The organism is Actinoplanes sp. NPDC051470, assembly GCF_040682035.1.
In the GTDB taxonomy this organism is placed as follows: domain Bacteria; phylum Actinomycetota; class Actinomycetes; order Mycobacteriales; family Micromonosporaceae; genus Actinoplanes.
On record NZ_JBFBAA010000032.1, the window covers coordinates 1 to 22,865 of the forward strand.

13 protein-coding genes are annotated in these 22,865 nt (G+C 69.6%); 3 read left to right on the forward strand and 10 right to left on the reverse strand.

Going from position 1 to position 22,865, the window contains the following annotated elements:
* Window positions 1-191: 191 nt before the first annotated feature.
* The 9 genes from AB0M54_RS38315 to urtA all read right to left on the reverse strand — a co-directional run bounded on the left by AB0M54_RS38315 (window position 192) and on the right by urtA (window position 9,242).
* Window positions 192-1,433, reverse strand: a complete 1,242-nt coding sequence (locus AB0M54_RS38315; protein WP_364476833.1) for an ISAzo13 family transposase — start codon at window positions 1,431-1,433, stop codon at window positions 192-194.
* A 60-nt stretch (window positions 1,434-1,493) separates the two neighbouring features.
* A complete protein-coding gene (locus AB0M54_RS38320) occupies window positions 1,494-2,057 on the reverse strand; it encodes a TetR/AcrR family transcriptional regulator (RefSeq protein WP_364326347.1) in 564 nt (187 codons plus the stop codon).
* Between the two features lie 8 nt (window positions 2,058-2,065).
* Window positions 2,066-2,635: a TetR/AcrR family transcriptional regulator gene (locus AB0M54_RS38325; RefSeq protein ID WP_364326350.1), complete on the reverse strand. Its 570-nt coding sequence runs from the start codon at window positions 2,633-2,635 to the stop codon at window positions 2,066-2,068.
* A 23-nt stretch (window positions 2,636-2,658) separates the two neighbouring features.
* Window positions 2,659-4,386, reverse strand: a complete 1,728-nt coding sequence (locus AB0M54_RS38330) for a hypothetical protein (RefSeq protein ID WP_364326353.1) — start codon at window positions 4,384-4,386, stop codon at window positions 2,659-2,661.
* A 6-nt stretch (window positions 4,387-4,392) separates the two neighbouring features.
* The gene (locus tag AB0M54_RS38335; RefSeq protein WP_364326356.1) at window positions 4,393-5,076 is read right to left on the reverse strand and encodes an ATP-binding cassette domain-containing protein; all 684 of its coding nucleotides are present in this window, start codon (window positions 5,074-5,076) and stop codon (window positions 4,393-4,395) included.
* A 1-nt stretch (window position 5,077) separates the two neighbouring features.
* Complete coding sequence (urtD, locus tag AB0M54_RS38340) at window positions 5,078-5,881, reverse strand: urea ABC transporter ATP-binding protein UrtD (RefSeq protein ID WP_364476835.1); 804 nt, start codon at window positions 5,879-5,881, stop codon at window positions 5,078-5,080.
* Entirely contained in the window at window positions 5,878-6,972 is a 1,095-nt protein-coding gene (urtC, locus tag AB0M54_RS38345) for an urea ABC transporter permease subunit UrtC (RefSeq protein WP_364326675.1), read from the reverse strand. Before urtC ends, urtD begins: the two co-directional genes overlap by 4 nt.
* Entirely contained in the window at window positions 6,969-7,853 is an 885-nt protein-coding gene (gene urtB / locus AB0M54_RS38350; protein WP_364476837.1) for an urea ABC transporter permease subunit UrtB, read from the reverse strand. The genes urtC and urtB overlap by 4 nt, the downstream gene beginning before the upstream one ends.
* Before the next feature lie 90 nt (window positions 7,854-7,943).
* Window positions 7,944-9,242, reverse strand: a complete 1,299-nt coding sequence (gene urtA, locus AB0M54_RS38355; protein ID WP_364326364.1) for an urea ABC transporter substrate-binding protein — start codon at window positions 9,240-9,242, stop codon at window positions 7,944-7,946.
* Between the two features lie 654 nt (window positions 9,243-9,896).
* Here urtA and AB0M54_RS38360 point away from each other — a divergent pair.
* The 3 genes from AB0M54_RS38360 to AB0M54_RS38370 are packed head-to-tail and all read left to right on the forward strand — an operon-like array spanning window position 9,897 to window position 20,349.
* On the forward strand, window positions 9,897-16,145 hold the full coding sequence (locus tag AB0M54_RS38360; RefSeq protein ID WP_364476839.1) for an RHS repeat-associated core domain-containing protein: 6,249 nt from the start codon (window positions 9,897-9,899) through the stop codon (window positions 16,143-16,145).
* A gap of 30 nt (window positions 16,146-16,175) precedes the next feature.
* Window positions 16,176-20,129 (forward strand): AAA family ATPase, encoded by a 3,954-nt coding sequence (locus tag AB0M54_RS38365; RefSeq protein WP_364476841.1) that lies wholly within the window; start codon window positions 16,176-16,178, stop codon window positions 20,127-20,129.
* A gap of 13 nt (window positions 20,130-20,142) precedes the next feature.
* On the forward strand, window positions 20,143-20,349 hold the full coding sequence (locus AB0M54_RS38370; RefSeq protein ID WP_364326372.1) for a hypothetical protein: 207 nt from the start codon (window positions 20,143-20,145) through the stop codon (window positions 20,347-20,349).
* A 10-nt stretch (window positions 20,350-20,359) separates the two neighbouring features.
* On the opposite strand, the gene AB0M54_RS38375 is transcribed toward AB0M54_RS38370, so the two are convergent.
* Entirely contained in the window at window positions 20,360-22,852 is a 2,493-nt protein-coding gene (locus AB0M54_RS38375) for an alpha-L-rhamnosidase C-terminal domain-containing protein (protein ID WP_364476843.1), read from the reverse strand.
* Window positions 22,853-22,865 lie beyond the last annotated feature (13 nt).

Sequence of the window (22,865 nt, forward strand, 5' to 3'; positions counted from 1 at the left end):
AGCGACGAGGTATACAGACAGGGTTGGGCCTTCGGTGTTACGAGCTGCTGGTTTAGTCGCCTTTGCTCGTACCGGAGGCCCTTCCTCGTGTCTGCTCGACACGCCGCAAACGGGCAGGATCGTCGATCTCCGCCAGACCCAGCCTCGTGCCGAACCCCTTATTTACCAGGGTCTAAGGGCCTGACGATGAATTAGCTGGTCGGTTCGAGGTTGATTGTCTGGTCTCGTAGGGTTTCTGGGATCGGTCCAGGATGGATGACGTAGTTCCACTCGCCGTGGAAGGCGTATCGCTGGACCGGGACAGCCTTGATCTGTGCGTCACTGACTCGGATCCCGGTGGGGTACTGGCTGGTGTCCATGACCGCGGCGACGGTTAACCCGGTCTCGGTTGTGGTCGCGGCGATCGTCTCCACGATGACCTGGTAGTCAGTCAGTGGCCGGCCGCGCCAGTTCATCGAGATGAACGAGAACAGGCGGTGTTCGACCTTGTTCCACTTCGAGGTACCGGGCGGGAAATGACAGACCGTGATCTGCAACCCGGTCTGCGCCGCGAACGCGGCGATCTCGACCTTGAACGCCCGTAGCCGGTTACCGTTCGAGCCGCCGCAGTCCGCGGTCAGCAACAACCGGCTGCTGTGCGGATACCGGTCCCGGCCGACAGAATCCCACCAGGTACGGATCGCGTTGACCGCGAAAGCAGCCGTGTCGTGGTCCACCCCGACGGTGACGAATCCGGTATCCGCGCCGATGTCGTACACCCCGTACGGAATCGCCCGGGGAACCCCGCTGGGGAAGTCATGACCGTTGACCTGCACAGGCCGACCGGTCGGCTGCCATTCCCGTCCGGTTTTCGCGTACTCACCGACCAGTTCCTTCTTCTTCGTGTCCACACTGATCACCGGATCCCCGGCATCCAGGAACACGGTGGCGAGAGCGTTGATCTGGGCGAACTGGGCATCACGATCCGGGTGTCCAGCGCCTTCCTTGGTCTTGAACACCGCCTGCAACCGATACCCCGCCTGCTTCAGCAACCGGGCCACGGTCTTCTTACTGGCGGTGAAACCCCTGGCATACAAGCCTTTCATCAACTGAGCCAAAGATTTCGTCGTGCACCGCAACGGCGACATCGGATCCCCGCGAGTCTCCGGCGAGACCAACGCGTCCAACGCCTCAGCGATACCCGGCTGGCTCTGCTCCACCGAAGGCCGGCCCGCACCCGCCGCCCGCACCCGCCCATCCGGCTCGATACCGGCACGGACCTCACCCACCCCGGCCTGCACCGTGGTCCGTGAGGACCCCGACAACTGGGCCACCAGCGCAATCCCGCCACGGCCGATCGCCACAGCCTCGGCACCCAGCAGCAACCGCCACTGCCGCTCATCCAGATGCGGCCGCAAAACAGCCAACTTCACCGCCAAGGCATCCTCACTCATCACACCAAACCCAACGAGCCGATCATGAAAACCGCCGACCAGCTAATTCATCGTCGAGCCCTAAGGGGTGACACGGTCGCGGATGCCGTCGAGCACCGCCTCCGCCGCCCACGCGGCGGCGTCGGCGATGTCTCGCTGGTCCATACCGAACTCGCGGCGGAGCGTCACCCAGGTCCCGACGGAGTCGAGGTGTGACAGCGCCGCGATGACCGCCCTGCGCTGCGCCGCGTCGAGGGATGGCACCTCGGCATCCAGCAGCCGCTCGAGCTGCGCCCGGCCGGGCGACGGCGACGCGCCGCTCACGCCGCGCATCGCCGTCTCGGCGACGACGTGCGCGAGCTCCGGCCGCGCGTCGTAACGCTGCATCGCGTCACGGATCGCGAGGGGAATGTCGAAGATCGAATGCGACTCCTCGCGGGCGAACAGCGTCGCCTCGATCCACGCCGCGGTCGCCAGCAGCAGGTCGACGCGCGTGGGATAGTTGCGGAACACCGTGCGTTCGGCGATGCCGGCCCGGCGCGCGATGACCCGGTACGACACGTCGTCGCTGCCGACCTCCTCGATCAGTTCGGCGTAGGCGCCGAGGATCGCCGCTTGCGTGCCGCTCAGCGCCGGGACGGCCATCGACCCGGTCACGGCTTCGCCCAGGTCGCGTCGGGCAGCCTCGCGAGCACGGTGCTCACGGCGCGGTCGAACGCGTCGCATATCTCGCCGGCGTCCAGGTCGAAGCCCGTGCGCAGCCGCGCCCAGAACATCGCCGAGGAGAAGTAGCGCAGGGCTGCCGCGACCCGCCGCCGGTCCCGTCGGTTGAGCGTCGGCGCCGCCACGTCGAGCATCGCCTCGATCGCACGCGTGATGTAGGCCGGCTCGGCGTCGAGCGTCGGCGAGATCGCGGACGCCCGTGCGCCGACGTACGCGTACGCGGGCGACGCGTCGAAGGCCCGGAAACGCTCGTGCACGGCGGCGCAGAAGTCGGCCACGGTCACGAACGGCGGCAGCGGGAAGCAGGTCTGCTCGATCCAGTTCGAGAGGGCGGCGAGCAGGTGAGCGCGCGTGGGGTACTGGCGGTAGATCGTGCGCTCCGAGATGCCGACCTCATCGGCGAGGGCCCGATAGGAGATGTCGTCGAACGTACGCTCGCGCAGCAGCACCGCGGCGCTCGCGAGAATCGCGGTCGCGGTGTCGACCGGCTCCTCCATCATTTCTCCCTCTTTCGGGCGGCCGCTCAGTGCGGGGGCCCGGTGACTTCTGGCGGGAGCACGTAGCGATCGGAGTCGTCGAGCGCGAGCGCCAGCGACGAGACGTACTGGACCTCGCCGTGCGGTCCTCTCTCGGCCGAGGCCAGCATATCCGGCCGTTCGAAGGTGTACCCGGTGACGTGGCAGCGGAGCCGCTCGCCCGAGGGGTTGCCGTGTTCGTCGAACCGGGGGGACTCGATGCCGTCGGAGCGGCGGCGCAGGTAGTAGCGCCCCCGTGTGGCGAGGGCCGTGACCGGCGTGGCCACGATCGCGACGCCGATCGCGATGAGCACCGAGAACGGCTTGACGGCGGCGCCGAGCAGCCCGGCGAACGCGAGCAGCGACAGCACCGAGGCGAGCCCGACCGACACGAGCCCGACCGGATTCCAGTCGTGCAGCATGCCGCGGCGGAACTCGGGGAAACGCGGCGAGATGCGCAGCACCCACTTGTTGATCGCGATGTCGGTGGCGATCGTCACGAGCCACGCCATGACGACGTTCGCGTAGAGACTCAGCACGAAGGAGATGAGGGTGAAGACGTCCAGCATCATGAGCGCGTACGCGATCACGAGGTTGAACAGGACGAAGATCGTACGACCCGGGTAGTGCTTCGCCATCCGGGTGAAGACGTTCGACCACGCGAGCGAGCCCGAGTACGCGTTCGTCACGTTGATCTTCACCTGCGCGACCAGGATGAGCACCAGGGCGAGAACGATCGCGAGCCAGTCGGGGACGAGGGTCCGGTACATCTCGACGAACTGCCTGACCGGTTCGGCCGTCTGGTGTCCGAGAGCGGGATCGATCTTCACCAGGAGATAGACGGCGAGAAACACGCCGATCACCTGCTTGATGCCGCTGAAGACGACCCAGCCCGGGCCGGCGAACACGAACGACGTCCACCACGACCGAGCGTTCGACGGCGTGCGCGGCGGCATGGCACGGATGTAGTCGATCTGCTCCGCCAGCTGCGGGGTAAGTGCAAAGCACACGGCCGCACTCGAAACTGTTGCGCTGAGGCTGATCGAGCCGTCGGAGTTGCCGGTGAACGATGTGAAGGCGCGCACCGCCTCCGGGTCGGAGACGACGATCCACAGCAGTGGCAGCAGGGCGAGGGCGAGCCACAGCGGCGTGGTCCAGAACTGCAGGCGCTCCAGCGCACGCATGCCGTAGATGACGATCGGGATCACGACGACGGTCGAGATGAGATAGCCGAGCCACAGCGGCGTCCCCGTCGCCACCCGCAGGCCCTGCGCCATGATGGCGCCCTCCAGGGCGAAGAAGATGCAGGTGAAGCCGGCGAAGACAACGGTCGTGATGATCGAGCCGTAGTAGCCGAATCCCGAGCCGCGGGCGATGAGGTCGAGGTCGAGGTTGTAGCGGGCGGCGTAGTAGGCGACGGGCACGCCGACGATGAAGATGATGACCGACGCGAACACGATACCGAGCACGGCGTTTGAGGTGCCGTGATCGATGCCGATGCTCGCGCCGATCGAGAAGTCGGCGAGGAACGCGATGGACCCGAGGGCGGTCGCACCGACGGAGGCCGCGCTCCAGCGCCGGAACGTTCGCGGCACATAGCGGAAGGCGTAGTCCTCCAGGCTGTCCTCTGCGGCCGCGCGAGCGTTGTCCGTCGACACAGTGGCATCCCCTAAGGCACCTTGCGTTGGGGAATCGTCGCTGTCCGGTGTTACGAGGGCATTGCGGGCATGGGTCATGCCGGCTCAGATCACCATGGCGGCTCGCACGGTGGAGGTGGCGGCCTTGCCGCCCTCTCCGGTCTGTGTGACGAGGCCCGAGGCGAGCACGACGTAGTGGTCGGCGGCCTCCAGGGCGAAGCCGATGTGCTGCTCGACGAGCAGCACGTTGATGCCCTCTTCGGCCAGCTGCATGATGGTGTGCTCGATCTCGGCGACGATCGTGGGCTGGATGCCCTCGGTCGGCTCGTCAAGTATCAGCAACTTCGGGACGGTGATGAGGGCGCGGGCGATCGCGAGTTGCTGCCGCTGCCCGCCCGAGAGCAGGCCCGCCTTCCGGGCGGCGAACTGCTCCAGCGCGGGGAAGCGAGCCATCTGCGCGTCGATGAGGGCCTTGCCGCCCCGGCGTCCGTCGGCGGCGAGTTGCAGATTCTCCAGCGTGGTGAGCTGGCCGAACGACTGCTGACCCTGCGGTACGTACGCCATGCCGCGGGCGACGCGCTGATTGGGGGCGAGCGACGTGACGTCCTCGCCGTCGAACACCACGCGGCCCTTCGACGGCTTGATGAGGCCGATCGCGAGACGCAGCAGGGTCGTCTTGCCGGCCCCGTTGTGGCCGAGCACGGCCACAACGTTGCCGGACGGCACCGTCACGCCGTGCAGCACCCGCGTGCGCCCGTAGCCGGCCTCGATGTCGGTGAGCTCCAGCATGTCAGTCCTCCCTCGGCTTCTGCGTCACGCCAAGCGGTTCGGGTACGACCGACATGGCGGCTGTGGTGGCGGCGCCCGCGGTGCCGAGGTAGACCTCCTGCACCTGGGGATCGGCCTGAACCTCGGCCACCGTGCCCTGCGAGAGCACCTTGCCCTGGTGCAGCACTGTCACGCGCGTGGCAAAGCGGCGCATGAAGTCCATGTCGTGCTCGACCACGAGCACGATCCGCTTCGCCGCGATGCGCTGCAGAAGCTCGCCGGTCGCGGTGCGCTCGTCCTGGGTCATGCCGGCGACGGGCTCGTCGAGGAGCAGCACCTTCGCGTCCTGCACGAGCAACATCGCGATCTCCAGCCACTGCTTCTGGCCGTGCGACAGGATGCCGGCCGGCGTGGCGAGCTCGCCGCCGAGTCCGGTCTCCTCCAGCGCATGCTCGATCGACACGTCGGTGCCACGACGGGCCCTCAGCAGCGAGGCCGAGGAGCGATGAAGTCCGGCGGCGATGTCGAGGTTCTGGAGCACGGTGAGCTCCTCGAAGACGCTCGCCGTCTGGAAGGTGCGGCCGACGCCGAGGCGGACGACCTTGTGCACCTGCTTTCCGAGCAGCTCACTCTCGCCGAGCCTGGCCGACCCGGTGGCTGGGACCAGCCCGGTGATGGCGTCGATGCAGGTCGTCTTGCCGGCGCCGTTCGGGCCGATGAGGAACCGGACCTCGCCGCGGTGCGCGTCGAAGGAGACGCCGCCGACCGCGACGAAGCCCGAGAACTCGACATGGAGGTCCGTGACAACAAGCGAGGCGTCGGTCATGACCTCACCTCTTCGAGCTCTGCGGCGGCGATCGCCGGGGCGGGCTGCCGCTCAGGGCTCCGGCGCATTGCGGCGAACCTGGCCGGCAGCGACGACAGCCCGTTGGGCAGGAGGAGAATGACGACGATGAACAGCAGACCGAGGATGTAGACCCATCCTTCGGGCCAGGTCGAACCGAGGCTCGACTGCCCCCATCCGACCGCCATCGCGCCGAGCGCGGGGCCGAAGAGCGAGGCACGGCCGCCGAAGGCAACACCCGCGATCATGAGGATCGAGGCGGCGGCGCCGATCTCGGCCGGAGTGATGATGCCGACGATGGGCACGAACATCGCTCCCCCGATGCTTGCCATCAGCGCGGAGACGACGAAGGCGACGAGCTTCACGTTGGCCGGGTCATAGCCGAGGAAACGCACGCGCTCCTCGGCGTCCCGGGTCGCGACGAGAAGCTCACCGAAGCGGCTGCGGTAGAACTGCCACACCGCGAGCAGGCAGACGATGAGCAACGCGGCGGCGATGACGTACACCATGATCTTGTTTGCCGGGTCGTTCAGCACGAAGCCGAAGAAGTACTTGAAGTCGCTGAGCCCGGTGTCGCCGCCGGTCTCACGGATCGTGGAGCTGATCAGGGTGGCCAGCGCGACGGCGAGCGCCTGCGACAGGATCGCGAAGTACGCGCCCTTCACGCCGCGCTTGAACAGCGCGTAGCCGAGGATGCCGGCCAGGATCACCGGGAGCAGCACGATCGCCAGCAGGGTGAACACGTCGCTGCGAAACGGCTCCCAGAACACCGGGAGCGGCGCGAGCGGGTCGTAGAGCACCATGAAACCCGGGACCCGGTCGCCGGCGGTCTCCAGCGTGAGGTGCATGGCCATCGCGTAGGCGCCGACGGCGAAGAACACCCCCTGCCCCATCACGAGCATTCCGCCTCGGCCCCACGCCAGGCCGATGCCGACGGCGGCGATGGCCCAGCAGCAGTACTTGCCGAGGTTGCTGAGCCAGTGATCGGTGAGCACGAGGGGAGCGACCGCGAGGAGCAGCACGGCGAACACCCCGATGCCGCCGAGGGAAAGCCATGGTTTCAGCTTGGTCATACCAGACTCCTGGTTCGCACCGTGAACAGGCCCTGCGGGCGCAGCTGCAGGAAGACGATCACGAGGATGAAGGCGAGCACCTGCGCCAAGCTGCCGGTCGTCCAGTAGGCGAAGCACGAGAGGGCGACGCCCACCGCCCACGCGGCGATGATGGTGCCCTTGAGCTGGCCGATGCCGCCGGCGGCGACGACGAGAAAGGCCGGGATGATGTACTGCGCGCCCATCTGGGAGTTCGTGCCGCCGATCAGCGACGCGGCCACGCCGGCGACCCCGGCCAGACCCGACCCGACGAAGAAGGTCAGGCGGTCAACGGTGCGTGTGGAGATCCCCGTCGTCTCGGCAAGGTCCCGGTTGTGCACGGTCGCCCGGATGCGGCGGCCGAACGAGGTGTACTTGAGCCAGGCCGCCAGCGCGGCAACGCAGACGGCCGCGAGCAGGATGGTGAACAGCTGCCGCAGCGGCCAGTTGTAGCCGAAGCTGTTCAGCTGCCCGTCGAGCCAGCCGGGCTTCTCCACCGGGACGCCCTGGGACGGGAAGATCTGCAGCGCCGCCTGCTGCAGGATCAGGCCGACACCGACGGTGACGAGCAGGGTGTCGAGGGGCCTGCGGTACATCCACCGGATGATGGTGACCTCGAGCAGGAGGCCGAACAGGCCGGCGACGACGAACGCGACCGGCAGCGCGACCGGGATCGACAGGTCGCTGGAGGCAATGACGTGCTGGACGAGGTAGGCGGTGAAGGCGCCGATCATGAGGAACTCGCCGTGGGCCATGTTGATCACGCCCATCTGGCCGAAGGTGAGTGACAGGCCCAGCGCGGCGAGCAGGAGCAGCGCACCTTGCGCGCTGCCGTTCAGCAGCTGTGGGATCAGTACGTCCACGTGCGTTCGCTCTCTGTAAAAGGGGCGGGCAGTGCGGGGTCGCATGCCACGGGCGACACGCGACCCCGCGTCCGTGTGGGGGTCGGGCGATCAGCCGGCCGCGCCCACGAGCTGCTTGCGGATGTCCGCCGGGAACCAGTCGTAGCCCTCGAGGTACGGGTCGGGCTCGATGAATGTGTCGGAGGCCCAGACGATGTCGAACTGGTTGTCGGCGTTGATCCGGCCGATGTGGCCCGGCTTGGAGATGTGGTGATTCTCGCCGTCGAGCGTGACCTTGCCCTCCGGTGCGTCGAACGTGATGGTGTTCTTCTTCGCGGCGGCGTTCACCGCGTTGACGTCGAACGAGCCGGCCGCCTCGACGAGTGCCTTGTACAGGTAGAGCGAGATGTATGCGGCCTCCATCGGGTCCGAGGTGACGCCGCTGCTCTTGGGGTAGGCCTTCCAGCTCTTGATGAACTTGGGGTTGGTGTCGGTCTTGAGCGACTGGAAGTAGTTCCAGGACGCGTAGTTGCCGGTGACCTCGTGGCCCATGGCCGGCGCCTCCTCCTCGGCGATCGACACCGAGATGATCGGCGTCGTCGCGGGGGTGAGGCCGGCGTCGTAGTACGCCTTGACGAAGCCGACGTTCGACGAGCCGTTGATGGTGTTGAAGACGAAATCGGGTTTGGCCGCCACGATCTTCGCCACCTGGCTGGTCCAGTCGTCCTTGTCGAGGGGTACGTACTCCTCACCGACGATCTGGATGCCGAGTTTGGCCGCGTAGAGCTTGATGATCGCGTTCGCGGTGCGGGGGAAGACGTAATCGCTGCCGGCGAGGAACAGCTTCTTCACCCCCTTCGAGGCGAGGAAGTCCATCGCCGGGATGATCTGCTGGTTGGTGGTCGCACCGGTGTAGTAGATGTTCGGCGACGACTCGAGACCCTCGTACTGCACCGGGTAGAAGAAGAGCCCGTTGAGCTTCTCGACGACCGGCTTCACGGCCTTGCGAGAGGACGACGTCCAGCCGCCGAAGATCGCGGCCACGCAGTCCTGGGTGAGCAGCTTCTCAGTCTTCTCCGCGAAGGTGGGCCAGTCGGTGGCGCCGTCTTCCTGGACGTACTCGATCTTCTTGCCGAGGATGCCGCCGCCGGTGTTGATCTCGTCGACGGCCATGTGCAGCACATTGGAGACGGTCTTCTCAGAGATCGCCATGCCGCCGGTGAGGGAGTTGAGGAAGCCGAGCTTAATGGTGCTGCCGGAGGAGTCGACGCAGCTGGCCGCCGCAGCCGACCCGCCGCCGGGCGTGTCGTCGCCGGCTCGGGCGCCACAGCCGGTGAGCACGAGGGCCATGGTCATCCCGATGGTGCCCGTGACCACGAGCGCGCGTAGCCGCTTGCTGGTGATGGACATATGTGAGAACTCCGTTCCGGGGAAGGGGTGTGACGCCGGGGTAGTGCGGATGCAGGTGTCCCGAGCTCCCGCCCCCTGCTGCCGGCAGGGGTGCAACCAACTGACGAGGTGAGAGCAGATTGACTCAAAGTCATTGCTCTGACATTTCTCAGATGTTCCAACTCTGTAGCCGCCGGACCAGGCGAGGAGCATTTTCCCTGAAAGTTGGCGGCAATACTTCGGTATGGCGACGTCAGAGTTCTGCCAACCTTCGTAGTGGCTCGATGAAGATGGCACACTTCTGACATCGAGCAGATGCCCGGCGAGTGACCCCGGCCGTGCGGCCGGCCAACGCTCCAAACCGGATGGTTCGCAGCCGGCTGGTCACTCTTGGAGCTGGGCCTCTCCGTGGTGTCCGGACCGGAAAACCCGTGGGACGTCCCGACCAGGCACTTCGCCGGCCGACCACGGGCATCGCCGTTCGTCGCTGTTTGCGGTCCGTGGCCGTCCGTATCGTGATTCGTGTTCAGGTTCCGAGGTGGATGTGATCGGAATCTGTCGATGTCGCGCGCATCGGGAATCTGGCTGGCTCACCTTGGTCCGGGAGGCGACGTCGTGTTGCGTACGGTCACCGCTTTGGTAGTTTCCACGCTCCTTTCCTCCGTGATGTCTCCGGTGGATCCCAGTGCCCCTGGGCGCCCGGACGGCTCGCCCGAGCGGCGCGAACCGGCGCGGCTGGAGCCGAGGCGCGGTCCGGACCAACTGCCGTGGACGGCGTCGTCGGTGGCGCCGGTGGCCCGGCCGGTCGGTGAAAGGCCGGCGACGGTCGATTTCCCCGAGCCCGGTCGCTGGGAGGTGGACCTGCGGGCGGCAGGCCGGTCCGCCGCCGTGACCGGGGGCCGGGCGGGCCCGGTCGGGGTCACCGACGCCCGCGACGCGGGCGCGAAGGCCGCGGGTGGGCTGTTGCGGATCGAGATCCACGCCGAGGCCACGGCCGATCGGCTCGGGATGTCGGGCTTCGTCTTCACCGTGTCGGATCCCTCGACGGGTGGCAACGGCGTGATGGCCAAGGGGGCCGGGCCGGTCGATCTCGCGATCGACTACTCGGGGTTCGAGAACGCGTACGGCGGAGGCTACGCCGACCGCCTGCGGGTGGTGGCGTTACCGGACTGCGCGGTGCTCGACCCGGTGCCGCGGGGCTGCGACGTCCGGGGCGTCCCGTTGACGACGCGCAACAACCGTGACACGGACACGCTGACCGCCCGGCTCGACAACCTGGCGGCGCCGGCGACGACCACCCCGGTGCCGCCCGGCGGAAATGCATCGGCGCCGCCCGGCGGCGCCGGCCGGCAGGCGGGATCCGACGACCGGTCGGCGGTCTTCGCGGTGACGGCCGATGTCGCGGGCGAGACCGGCACGTACGGTGCGACGCCGTTGTCGGTCGTAGGTGAGTGGCAGGTGGCGCCCGGGTCCGGGGAGTTCAATTGGAGCTATCCCTTGTCGCTGCCCGCGCCACCCAGCGGCAGTGCGCCGCAGTTGGGGTTGAGCTACTCCTCGGGTTCGATCGACGGCCTGACCAACGCGACCAACCCGCAGGGCAGCCCGGTCGGTCTGGGATGGGGCGACATTGCCGGCGGGTTCATCGAGCGCCGGTACGAGCCGTGCATCAACGCCCAGCACGTACCGACGCGGGACCTGTGTTGGAAGGGCCAGAACGGAACGATCTCCCTCGCCGGCGTGAGCGGTGCGATGTTCCCGTTGGACGGTGCGGCGTCGCGGTGGGCGGTCCAGTACGACGAGGGCTGGCGGGTCGAGCGGTTGACCGGCGCCTCGGGCAACGGCGACAACGACGGGGAGTACTGGAAGGTGACCGCCGTCGACGGCACGCAGTACTTCTTCGGGCAGCGCATCGACGCGTCGTTGCTCGTGCCGGTGGTCGCCGACTCGCCGGGCGAGCCCTGCTACGCCACGTCGTCGTGCAAGCAGACCTGGCGCTGGATGCTGGACCGGGTGGTCGATCCGAACGGAAACACCGCAACGTACCGGTACGAAAAGTACGGCAACCGGTACCGGTCGGTCGAGGGGCTGGGTGTCGACGAGTCCTACAACCCGAGCGCCATCCTCACGAGCATCGAGTACGGCAGCCGGGGCGGCATCGCGGCGCCCGCGCGCATCGTGTTCGAACACGCGTACCGGTGTGCGGCGCTGGGCGACTCGTGCACCAGCGCGCCGAACAAGAACAACGGCGAATCGTTTCCGGACACGCCCAACGACCTGATCTGCTCCAGCGCCTGCACGACGTACTCGCCGACGTTCTTCAACCCCTGGCGCTACCTCTACGCGTACTCCGAGGTCCGGCTCGGCCAGACGTACAAGCCCGTCATGCGATGGAACCTGACGCACGGATGGGGTAAGGACAGCACCAACGCCTATCCCAAGCTGCTGGTGACGAACATCCAGGCGCTGGGGCTGGCCGACGCCGACGGGGACGGCGATCTCAGCCTGCTGCCCAGACCGGCGGTTGACCTCGTCTACGGCCGGTACGCCAACCGGGTCGACGCCGACCGGGCCGCCGGGCGGGACCCGATGGAGAACTGGCGGCTGACCCGCATCGTCAACGAGTTGCGGGGTGAGACGCGGGTCAGCTACGGCCACAGCCGGCCCTGCCCGGCCAACTACACCGCTCCGGCGGACCGGTGGGACCTGCACGCCATGGACTGCTTCCCGCAGTCGGTCAAGGAGGGCAACCCGCCGACCACGCGGCGGGGGGTGTTCCACAAGTACCTGGTGGGCTCGGTCACGGACATGCCCATGGATGGTGGTGCGAACATACGCACCGACTACACCTACGAGGACGCCCCGGCGTGGTCCTACGTGCTCGACGCCTGGACCGGGTACGACGCGACGTGGGCGTGGGCCAACTGGCGGGGCTACGCGACCGTGCTGACGGTCAAGGGCACCTCGAGGACGAGGACGCGGGTGTTCCGCGGGATGCACAAGGACAAGGTCCTGCGTCCGGTCGGCGGGGGCGGCTATGAACTCGACGAACGCGACGTTCCGATCAACGACCTGGACGGCAACAGCTTCTGGGACGAGCGCACGCTGGCCGGCCGGGTCCTGCAGCAGGAGAGGTTGAGTCCGCTGCCCGGTGCAGCCGAGGAACGGTCGCAGTCGACCTCGTACGGGTACGAGGTGCGGGTCACCCAGCCGGACCTTCCCGGCGGTGTCGCCGAGCATCGGTGGCCCCGGTGGGCGGGTGTGGTCAGCACAGTCGAGAAGGTGTACAGCGCACCCGGTCAGTTCCGGGAGCGCCGCGGCGAGACGACGTACACCGCGCGCCTCCAGCCGGCGACGAGCACCGAGCACGGCTGGGCCGACGTCGGCGGCGACGAACGCTGCACGGCGACCTCCTACGCCGAGAATCCGGCGGCCGGGATGTTCAACTATCCCGCGACGAACAAGGTCGTCGCGGGCACCGACTGCGCCGGCACGGACCCGGCGAAGGTCGTGTCGTACTCGGAGACGGCGTACGACGGCCTGGCGGTGGGTGCCGCACCGACGAGAGGCAACCCCACCCTCCAGCGCACCCGCATCAGCGGGACCAGGTTCGCCGAGACCCGGACCGGGTTCGACGACTGGGGCCGCCCCACCCAGGTCACCGATCCGAACGGCGGCATCACGCGGACCGTCTACAAGGCGTGCCGCAACACCGACTGCACCGTGCAGGAGTTGGGCCTGATCCCCAACCGGATCGAGGTGACCAACGCGCTGGGCCACACGACCGTCACCGACTACCTCCAGCAGTACGGCGTCCCGACCAAGATCACCGACCCGAACGGCACCGTGACGCGGTACGGCTACGACGGGCTCGGCCGTATGGAGACCGTGTCGCTGCCGGACGCGCCGTTGGCGTTCGCCGAGCCGTCGTTCCGCTACAGCTATGACATGCCGAACCGTTCGGTGCGCACACGTCAGCTGGTCTCCGCGGCCCGGACCGGCGCCGACGTGCGGTTCATCGACACGTGGACGGTCTACGACGGCCTCGGCCGCGAACGGCAGGCCCAGTCCCAGTCGCCCGCCGCCGGGAAGGTGCTGGTCGGTGAGACCACCTACGACGGACGCGGCCTGACGCTCGCGGAGACGGCGCCCCAGGCCGTGACCGGGACTCCCGGCACCCTGCTGACGGTGGCCGCCTGGGCCAACCGCACCCAATACGGCTACGACGTCCTGGGCCGCAAGACCACCGAGGACCGGTACCGGTCCACCGACCTCGTCCACACCACGACCACCGGATACGCGGTCGACACGGTCACCGTCACCGGTCCGGAGGGCAACCGCGTGCGGCAGACCGTCGACGGGCTCGGACGCACAGTCGGGGTCGCCGAACACGACGGCACCGGGTGGGTCTCCACGAGCTACGCCTACGACCTCGCCGACCGGCCGACCCGGGTGACGGACCCGGCCGGAAACGTCGTCACCTACACCTACGACCTCGCCGGCCGGCGTGTCGGCCAGGCCGATCCCGACCGAGGCGCCGCTACGTTCACCTATGACGACGCCGGCAACCAGACGGCCGGCACCGACGGGAACGGCACCACCGTCTCGACTGTCTACGACCCGCTCAACCGGGCCCGCGAGCGCTGGATCGGCGCGCCGTCGACCGGCACCAGGACGGCGTCGTGGTTCTTCGACGCTCCGGGGCAACTCGGGCTGTTCGACAAGGAGGTCCGCCACACCGCGACCGGCGACTGGGTCTCCGACGTGACCGGCTACGACGTGAAGAACCGCGTCACGTCGAGGACGTTGACCGTTCCGGCGGGCATTCCGGGGCTGTCCGGCACCTACCCGCTGGCCCAGACCTACAACCGCGCCGACCAGGTCGTGACCACGACCCTTCCGGCCGTCGGCGGCCTTCCGGCCGAGACCGTGACCGCGACGTACGACAGCCTGGGCCTGCCCAGCACGATGACCAGCGGCCTGGAGGCCTATGTCCGGGGCGAGGTCTACGACGACCGCGGACGCCTGACGCAGTCCACCCGCGGCCCCGACCAGCCCGGCACCACCCACCTGGTGTTGCGCACCTACAGCTACAACGCCGACCAGCAACGCGACGGCATCGCGACCTACGTCCGCACCGCCCAGGCGGGCTGGAACCACAGCCTCGTCAGCGCCGACCGGCTCAGCTACGACAAGGCCGGACGGCTGGCCGAGCGCGAGGTCTGGCAGGGCGACGTCGCCGCGGCGTCCTGGAGCGAGTGCTACCGGTACGACGCACGCCAGCGGCTCGTCGCCGCCCACACCATTGCCGGCGCCGCCGTGTCGGGATCGGCCGACTGTGCCACGGCCACGCCCGGCGGCGGCTCGCGGCCCTACGTCCACCAGTACGCGTACACCGTCGACGGGCGGTTCGACACACGTACCGAGGACGGCACGCAGACCCGGTACGAGTATCCCGTGGCCGGCCGGCCACGGGCGCACGCGCCGACGTCCGTCGGCGGCGACACCTACGGGTGGAACGACACGGGCAACCTGGTCTCCCGCGGCACCGGCGCCACCGCCGAGACATTCACGTGGGACGCCGAGCAGCGCCTGACGTCGGTCGAACACGCCGGGCAGACCACGAGCTTCGTCTACGATCCCGCCGGACAGCGCCTCCTGCGGCGCACGGCCGGGGAAGCGACGCTGTACTGGGCCGGCCACGAGATCACCGCCAACGCCGACGGCACGCGGGTGACGGCGGTGCGCCCGTACGGGCTCAACGGAGAGACGATCGCGACCCGCTCGCCGGCGGGGGTGCAATACCTCGCCGCCAACGAAGCCGGATCGGTCGAGGCCGCCGTCACCGCTCCCGGACAGCCGGCCACGGCGCAGCGCGAGTACGGGCCCTACGGCGCGGTCCGGCACGAGACCGGCACGTTCCAGACCGATCGCGGCTTCCTCGGCCAGGTCGAGGACGCCTCGACGGACCTCTCCTATCTCAACGCCCGCTACTACGACGCCGCCGCCGGAATCTTCATCTCACCCGACCCGCTCTACGACACCAGCGAACCCAAGACGCTCAATCCCTATGCGTACGGCCTGGGCAACCCGACCACGCTCAGCGACCCGTCCGGCCTCTCCCCCCTCGACACCTCCGTTCTCGAGGGTCAGGTCAACTCTCTGGTCAGCGCCAACACCCGGCTCGTCAACGAGGTCAAGCGTCTCGGCGGCATCATCGGTGACCTTCAGAACGTCATCCTGGAGAACCAGAACGCGATCAAGCAACTGCTGACGTACATCGGCTCATTGGAAAGCTTCATCCGCCAGCAGCAGAGCATCATCGACCAGCTCGAGGTCCGGGTCGCGTCCCTGACCCGCCAGGTCAACTACTGGCGCAATCAGGCCAACTACTGGCGTGGGCAGGCCATGTACTGGCGCGGCCAGGCGATGTACTGGAAGGGCCAGGCCACGTACTGGCGCGGCAAGGCCGTGTACTACCGCGGGGTCATCGACAAGCTGGTGCGGCACGCCTTCCAGCCCGGGTACGCCGACAAGGTTCTCGGTGGCATCGACGCGGGGAAGGGCGTGCGCTCCTGGGCCGGGTCCAACGTGGTCGAGCTGCTGGGCTACGTCGACGGTCAGAACGGCGTGATCGACGGCCTGATCAAGGACAAGCTGAAGCTGAGCGGCCAGGTCTCCAACCTGAAGGCCGGCAACGAAGCGGCCATGGAACTGGCGATCGGCCAGGCCAGCCGGATCGACGAACTCGAATGGGAAATAGAATACGGGTACCTGAAGAACGGCAAGACCTACTTCTGCGCCATGGCCGGCGGCAGCATCCCCTACGACCACGATCCGGTCGCATCCATCCTCGGCAGGCTCAACCAGGTCTCGCCCACCTCGTGGATTAGCTCACTCACGTGCCAGTTCTTGCTGAGAGAGTGACGGTGTAGGCCGCGACCGGATCGGCAGGTCATGAGTATGAAGCAGCGGGAGACGTTCGCCGATCGATTCGCGCTGCTCTACGCCGAGGCGGGCAACCCACCGCTCAAGCGGGTGACGGCGTCGGTCGCCGGCGCCGGGCGGACCGACGAGCGGGGCCAGGGCGTGCGGGTGTCGGCGCAGCGGGTCAGCGACTGGAGAAGCGGCCGGAACGTTCCCGCCCGGTTCACCGTTCTGGCCACGGTGCTGCACTTCCTGATCGGGCAGGCCCGCGAGCGGCGGGCCCGCCCGGTCGTCACCGGCCTTTACGACCTCGATGCGTGGCGCACACTGTGGACGGAGGCCCTGGCGAGCCCGGCCGGCGACACCTCGCCCGGCGAGCCGTCCGGTGACGACGACGCGGGCCTGTGCCCGTACCAGGGGCTTGCCGCGTACGGCACCGACGACGCCGGACGCTTCTTCGGCCGGGAGCGGGCCACGCGGGATCTCGTGGCCCGGCTGGGCGACGCCCTGACGACCGGCGGGATCGTGGCGCTGGTCGGAGCGTCCGGCTCGGGAAAGTCCTCCCTGCTGCGCGCCGGACTCGTCCCCGCGCTGGCCCGTGGGAGGCTGCCGGCCGACGGATCGGCGAACTGGCCGGCCGTGCTGCTGGTCCCGGGTACGGATCCGGTGAAGGCTCTCGCCGGTCAGATCCCGGACCTGTCGCGAGCCCTCGACGAGACGATCGACACGCCGGGAGAGAAGTTCGCCGCCGGCGTACGCGCGGCGTGTGCGGCGTACGCCGAGCGGCTCGCCGGGCCAGGAGCGCGCCTGGTGCTCGTCGCCGACCAGTTCGAGGAGGCGTTCACCCTCTGCCGCGACGACGCCCGCCGGTCGACGTTCATCCGCGCTCTGCACGCGGCGTGCACTCCCCCGGGTCCGGGCGGATCGGCACCGGCCGTGGTGGTCCTGGGCCTGCGGGCCGACTTCTACGCCCGCTGCCTGGAGTACGCCGAGCTGGCCGGCGCGCTGCAGGACCGCCAGATGGTGCTCGGTCCGATGACCTCGGCCGAGCTGCGGGACGCGATCACCTGCCCGGCGAAGGCGGTGGGCGTGCGCCCGGAGGCCGGACTCGTGGAGGTGCTGCTACGCGATCTCGGCGGCGGGGACGCCTACGAGCCGGGCGCCCTGCCGCTGCTGTCACACACGCTGCTCGCCCTGTGGCAACGCCGGCAGGCGGGCCGGCTCACCGTCGCCGGATACCGGGCGACCGGAGGCATCCAGGGCGCCGTGGCGGCGACCGGCGAGCGGGCCTGGGAACAGCTCGGCCCGGACGCGCAGGCGGCCGCGCGCCGGCTGCTCCTGCGTCTCGTCCGGGTCGGCGAGGACACGCGCGACACGCGCCGGCGGACCTCGTCGGCGGACCTGGCCAAACCCGCCGACGGGGCCGTTGCGGAAGCACTGGAGGTACTGGCCCGGGAACGCCTGATCACCCTCGACGACGGGTGTGTCGAGATCAGCCACGAGGCGCTGCTGCGCGCCTGGCCACGGCTGCGGCGGTGGATCGACCAGGACCGCGCCGGAAGCCTGGCCCGCCAACGCCTGGAGGAAGACGCCGCGGCCTGGCGGCGGACGGGCCGGGACCCCTCACAGCTCTACCGCGGCGCACGCCTCGAGGCCGCGCGGTACCAGGTCACCCCGGCGACACAAGACGAACTGACCATCGCGGCCCGCGACTTCCTCGCCGCGTCCACCCGCCAGAGGCGCCGGGCGACGTGGGCCCGGCGTTGCGCCGCGACCGCGCTGGCGGTCGCCACGATCGTCGCCGTGGCCGCCGCGGTGCTCGCGGTCCGGCAACGCGACGAGGCGGTGTTCCGGCAGGTCCTTTCCGAGGCGGACCGGCTGCAGGCGACCGACCAGTCCCTGTCGGCCCAGCTGAACCTGGTCGCGCACCGGCTGCGCCGAGACGACCGGGACGTATACGCGCGGCTGATCTCCTCGACGAACACGCCCCTCGCCACGCCGCTGCCCGGGCACTCCGGAGCCGTGTACCTGACCTCGTTCAGCCCCGACGGGCGGGTTCTGGCCACCGCGAGCTACGACAACACCGTCCGCCTCTGGGATCTGCGCGACCCGACCCGCCCGGCGCCGCTCGGCAAACCCATGACCGGCCACACCAGCTGGGTCACGTCGGCCGTCTTCAGCCCGGACGGGCGCGTTCTGGCCACGGCCGGGAACGACCGGACCATCCGTCTGTGGAACGTCGACGACCCGGCGAACCCGTCACCCGTCGGCGCGCCGTTCGGCGGAGCCGGCGGCACCGTCTACTCGGTGGCGTTCAGCCCCGACGGGCAGACCCTGGCCACCGCCAACGAGAACCACACCGTCGGATGGTGGGACCTGCGCGACCCGGCCCGCCCGGTGCCACGGGCCACTCCGCTGGCCGGACACACCGCGGCCGTACGGTCGGTGGCGTTCAGCCCCGGCGGACGGCTGCTGGCCACCGCGGGAGACGACCGCACCGTCCGGCTGTGGAACGTCACCGACCTACGCCGTCCCACAGCCGTGGGCCGACCGCTCACCGGCCACGGCGAGCTCATCCACACGACGGCGTTCAGCCCCGACGGCCGCATCCTCGCCACCGGCAGCAAGGACAAGACCATCCGTCTGTGGGACGTCACCGCACCGACCCGTCCGGTGCCGCTGGGCGCACCGCTCATCGGGCATACCGGACCGGTGTGGTCGGTCGCCTTCAGCCCGGACGGGCGCGTGCTCGCCTCGGGAAGCGTCGACAGCACGACCCAGCTCTGGAACCTGGCCGACCCATCCGCCGTCACCCAGCTCGGCCCACCCCTGACGGCGAACACCGGCATCGTGTTCGCCGTGGCGTTCAGCCCCGACGGGCGCACAGTCGCCACCGGCAGCGCCGACGGTGTCACCCGCATCTGGTCGCTTCCCCCCGGCATCCTCGCCGGTCACCGGGCCAGCGTCGTCCGGGTGGCCACCGACCCGACCGGAGACACCCTCGCCTCCGCGAGCGACGACCAGACCGTCCGCCTGTGGGGCATTGCCGACCCGGGCCGCCCGGTGACCCTGGGCCGGCCCCTCACCGAACACCGCGGCATGGTGTTCGCCGCGGCGTTCAGCCCGGACGGACACACCCTCGCCACGACAAGCAACGACGGGACCGTCCGCCTGTGGAACGTCACCGACCGGGCCGACCCCGTTCCGTTCCGGCAGCCGATCACCACCCGGAACCGGTACACCGCGCCGGTGGCTTTCAGCCCCGACGGGCACACCCTCGCCACGACCGGCGACGACCAGACAGTCCAGCTGTGGAACATCGACAACCCCGACCGCCCGACCGCCCTCGGCACCCTCCTCCCCCGCCACGCCGGCTACGTCAACTCCGTCGCGTTCAGCCCGGACGGACGGTTGCTGGTCACCGCGAGCAGCGACAAGACCGTCCGCCTGTGGGACGTCCGCGACCCGGCCGACCCCGTGCCGTTCGCGAACACGCTGTCCAGTCACCACGGCCCGGTCACCCAGGCCGTGTTCGCGCCCGGCACCCGGAGACTCGCGACCGCGAGCGACGACCGAACCGTCCGCCTGTGGGACCTGAGCGACCCGAACCGGCCGACCGCGCTCGGCCGCCCCCTCACCGGCCACACGGAGCCCATCAACGCGATCGCGTTCAGCCCGGACGGGCGGCTGCTGGTCACCGCGAGCAGCGACAAGACCGTCCGCCTGTGGAACGTCCGCGACCCGGCGGACCCCCGCGCCGCGGGAGAGATCGCGACCGGACACCGCGCAGGCATCCTCTCCCTGGTGTTCGCCGGCGGCGGCTACACCCTGGCCACGGCAAGCACCGACAACACCGTCCGCCTGTGGAACCTGGACGCCGAGGCCGCCATCACCCGGATCTGCGCGAGGACGCGCAACGTTGTGACGCCGGAGGTGTGGCACCGGTACATCCCACAACTTCCCTACGACCCACCCTGCCGCTGACCACGAAGTCACCGTGCAGGTTGGCGATGAGCTGAGTCATCCCCGTTGTGCTGGCGTACAACCCGGCGACCTGCTGGCGGCGGTCCTGCGGGCGCCGGCCGAGTTCTGGTCCGGGCACCTCGATCTCGCGGCACGGCTGCGCAGGCTGCTGCTGGACGCCCAGGAGCCGGTGGCCGTGCTGGTGCCGCAGGTCCGGACGTTCCTCGATCAGCAGCCATGACCGGGTGTACTCAATCGAGGAGGGTCCAGACGTCGGCGATCGACGGATCGTAGAAGGCCGGGTCGCCCTGGTTCTCGAAGCGGACCCGGACGGTGCCGTCGGCGGCGGCGAGCGCGGCGGGCGCCACGAACTCGTGGGTCTCCGTCCCGGCCCCGCCGCCGTGGTCGAAGGTGCGGAGCAGCACCTCGGCGCCGTCGACGTACACCTTGTAGCGCTTGATCTGTGCCCTGTCGTAGGTCTCGACCGCCCGGACCACGAACGGCCGGCCGGGCGTCACCGCCATGTCGAACTCGAACTGCGAGAACGGGGTCAGATGGCCGGCGTATCGGCGGGTCAGGCCGGACTCCACGCTGGTGCCCGAGGAGGGCGACGCGGTCAGGCGGTGCGCCTGCTCCGACGCGGACTCGCCCAGGTCGATGTGGTCGATCGCGTCGGCCACGCTCGGCGCGATGGCAACCTGGAGGGCGCCGGCGCCGGTGGCGAGAGTCGCGCCGCCGACGAGTACGCGCGCCGTCAGCGTCACGTCCTCGACCGCCTGCCGGGCGTCGCGTGGCACTCCAACCGTCCAGGTCACGGTCCGGGACTGCCCGGCCGGCACGGTCGTCGTCGACGGTGCGGACACGCTCCAGCCGGGCGGCGCGTCGAGCTCGGCCCGGCCCTCGACGGCGGCGCGTCCGACGTTGCGGAGGACGGCGCTCACGGTGACCGGCTGTCCGGGGCGGGTCTGAGCCGGCGTGGGCGTCACGGAGTCGATGACCACCGGCGAACCGACGGTCAGCGTGACGGGTTTCGCCAGCGAGAACGTCGCGTCCTCGAAGACGTACGTGGCCACGGCGGCGCCGCCGGCCGGACCGGGCCGCTGCCCTATCGGGACACCGACGGCGAAGTTCCCCGCGGCCGATCCGCCGGGACGCAGGCGGTCGGTGAGCCGCGCGCCGGCCGGGTCGACCGTCCAGCCGTCGGGCAGCCCGCTGACGGCGGCGCGCACGTCGTCGAGGCGGCCGCGGCCGCGGTTCGCGACCGTGACCGTCACCGTGGCGGTGTCGTCGGGCAGGACGGCGCCGGAGGACGTGACGGTGAGGTCGAGCGCGAGAAGGCCGGCGACGGCTGCGCCGAGCGCTTCACGGACGGCGGTCACCGCGGCGTCCAGCCGTTCCTGTGCGGGTGCGGCGGCGTCGAACGCCTCGATCTGCCGCTGCGCCGCGGCCAGGTCCCGGGCGGCGGCGAGACCGGTGCGCTCGAGCGACCCGACGGCCTGCCCGCGCGCCGCCGTGGCGTGGCGGCGCAGCTGCCGCGCCTGCTGATCACTCAACGTCCCGGCGGCGCGGAGCTCGTCGACGACCGCGGTCAGCTCGTCGGTGCGGTCGACCACGGCGCCCGCCGGCTCGTGCCGCTCGTCGACGACGAACGTGTAGCGGCCGGAGCCGACCTCGACGGAAACCGTGCCGTCGCCCTGCCGTACGGTCCGGACGCCCTCCGCCTTCCCGACCGGTCCCCCGCTCTCGGTGACCGCCCACACGTTCCGCGCGGGCAGCTCGACGGTGGTCCGGGCGCCGACCGGCACCGTCACGGCGAGCCGCAGCGTACGGCCGGTGCGTTTCCAATCGCTGGTCACCGGGCCGTACGGCGTCTGCGTGGTCGCCTTCGCCCAGTCGAGTTGCCCGGTCACCTGGGGCGCGATGGTGAGGTCGCGATATCCGGTCTCCTTCGATGCCCGGATGCCGGCCACCGAGTGGAAGAACCAGTCGTCGACGGTGCCGAGGAAGTAGTGGCCACGTGACCGTGCCTCGAGCGCCCAGTGCTCCCACATCGTGGTGGCGCCGTTTTCGATCATGTAGCCCCAGGACGGGTAGGTCGTCTGCCGGGCGAGCTGCAACGCGACGTCGGCGTAGCCCGCGTCGGTCAGCACCGGCAGGAGGTACTTCGTGCCCAGGACGCCGGTGTTCAGATGCGTACCCTTGGCCCTGATGTCCGCGACGATGCTGTCGGCCACCCGCCTCGCCGTGGCGTCGTCGGGTGTCAGCCCGAAGGCGAGCGCCAGCACGTTGTGCGTCTGCCGGTAACCGCGATCGCCGTTGCCGCGGTAATAGCCCTCGGCGCGGTTCAGGAAGGTGTTGTTGAACGCGGTCTTCACGACGGCGGCGTGGCCGGCGAACGCGGCGGCATCGGCCGACCGGCCGAGATGGCGGGCGGAACGCTCCATCGTGGACAACATCGCGTACAGGTACGCCGTGCCGGAGACGCGGACGTCCTCCGGGGCGTTGCCGCCGTCCGGGCTGGCCTCCGGGCTGACCCAGTCACCCAGCCGCGGATTGGCCACGATGCCGTCCGACGACCGGCCGAACTCGAGGTCGACGTACCCCTTCATGCCGTCGTAGAGCTCGGTCAGCACGCGCTCGTCGCCGCCGTACTGGTAGAGCAACCAGGGGATCATCACGTACGCCGAATGCCAGGGCGGGTTCACGCCCCACTGACCCCAGTCACCCGAGCTGGGGGCGATCACCAGCGGCGCGCCG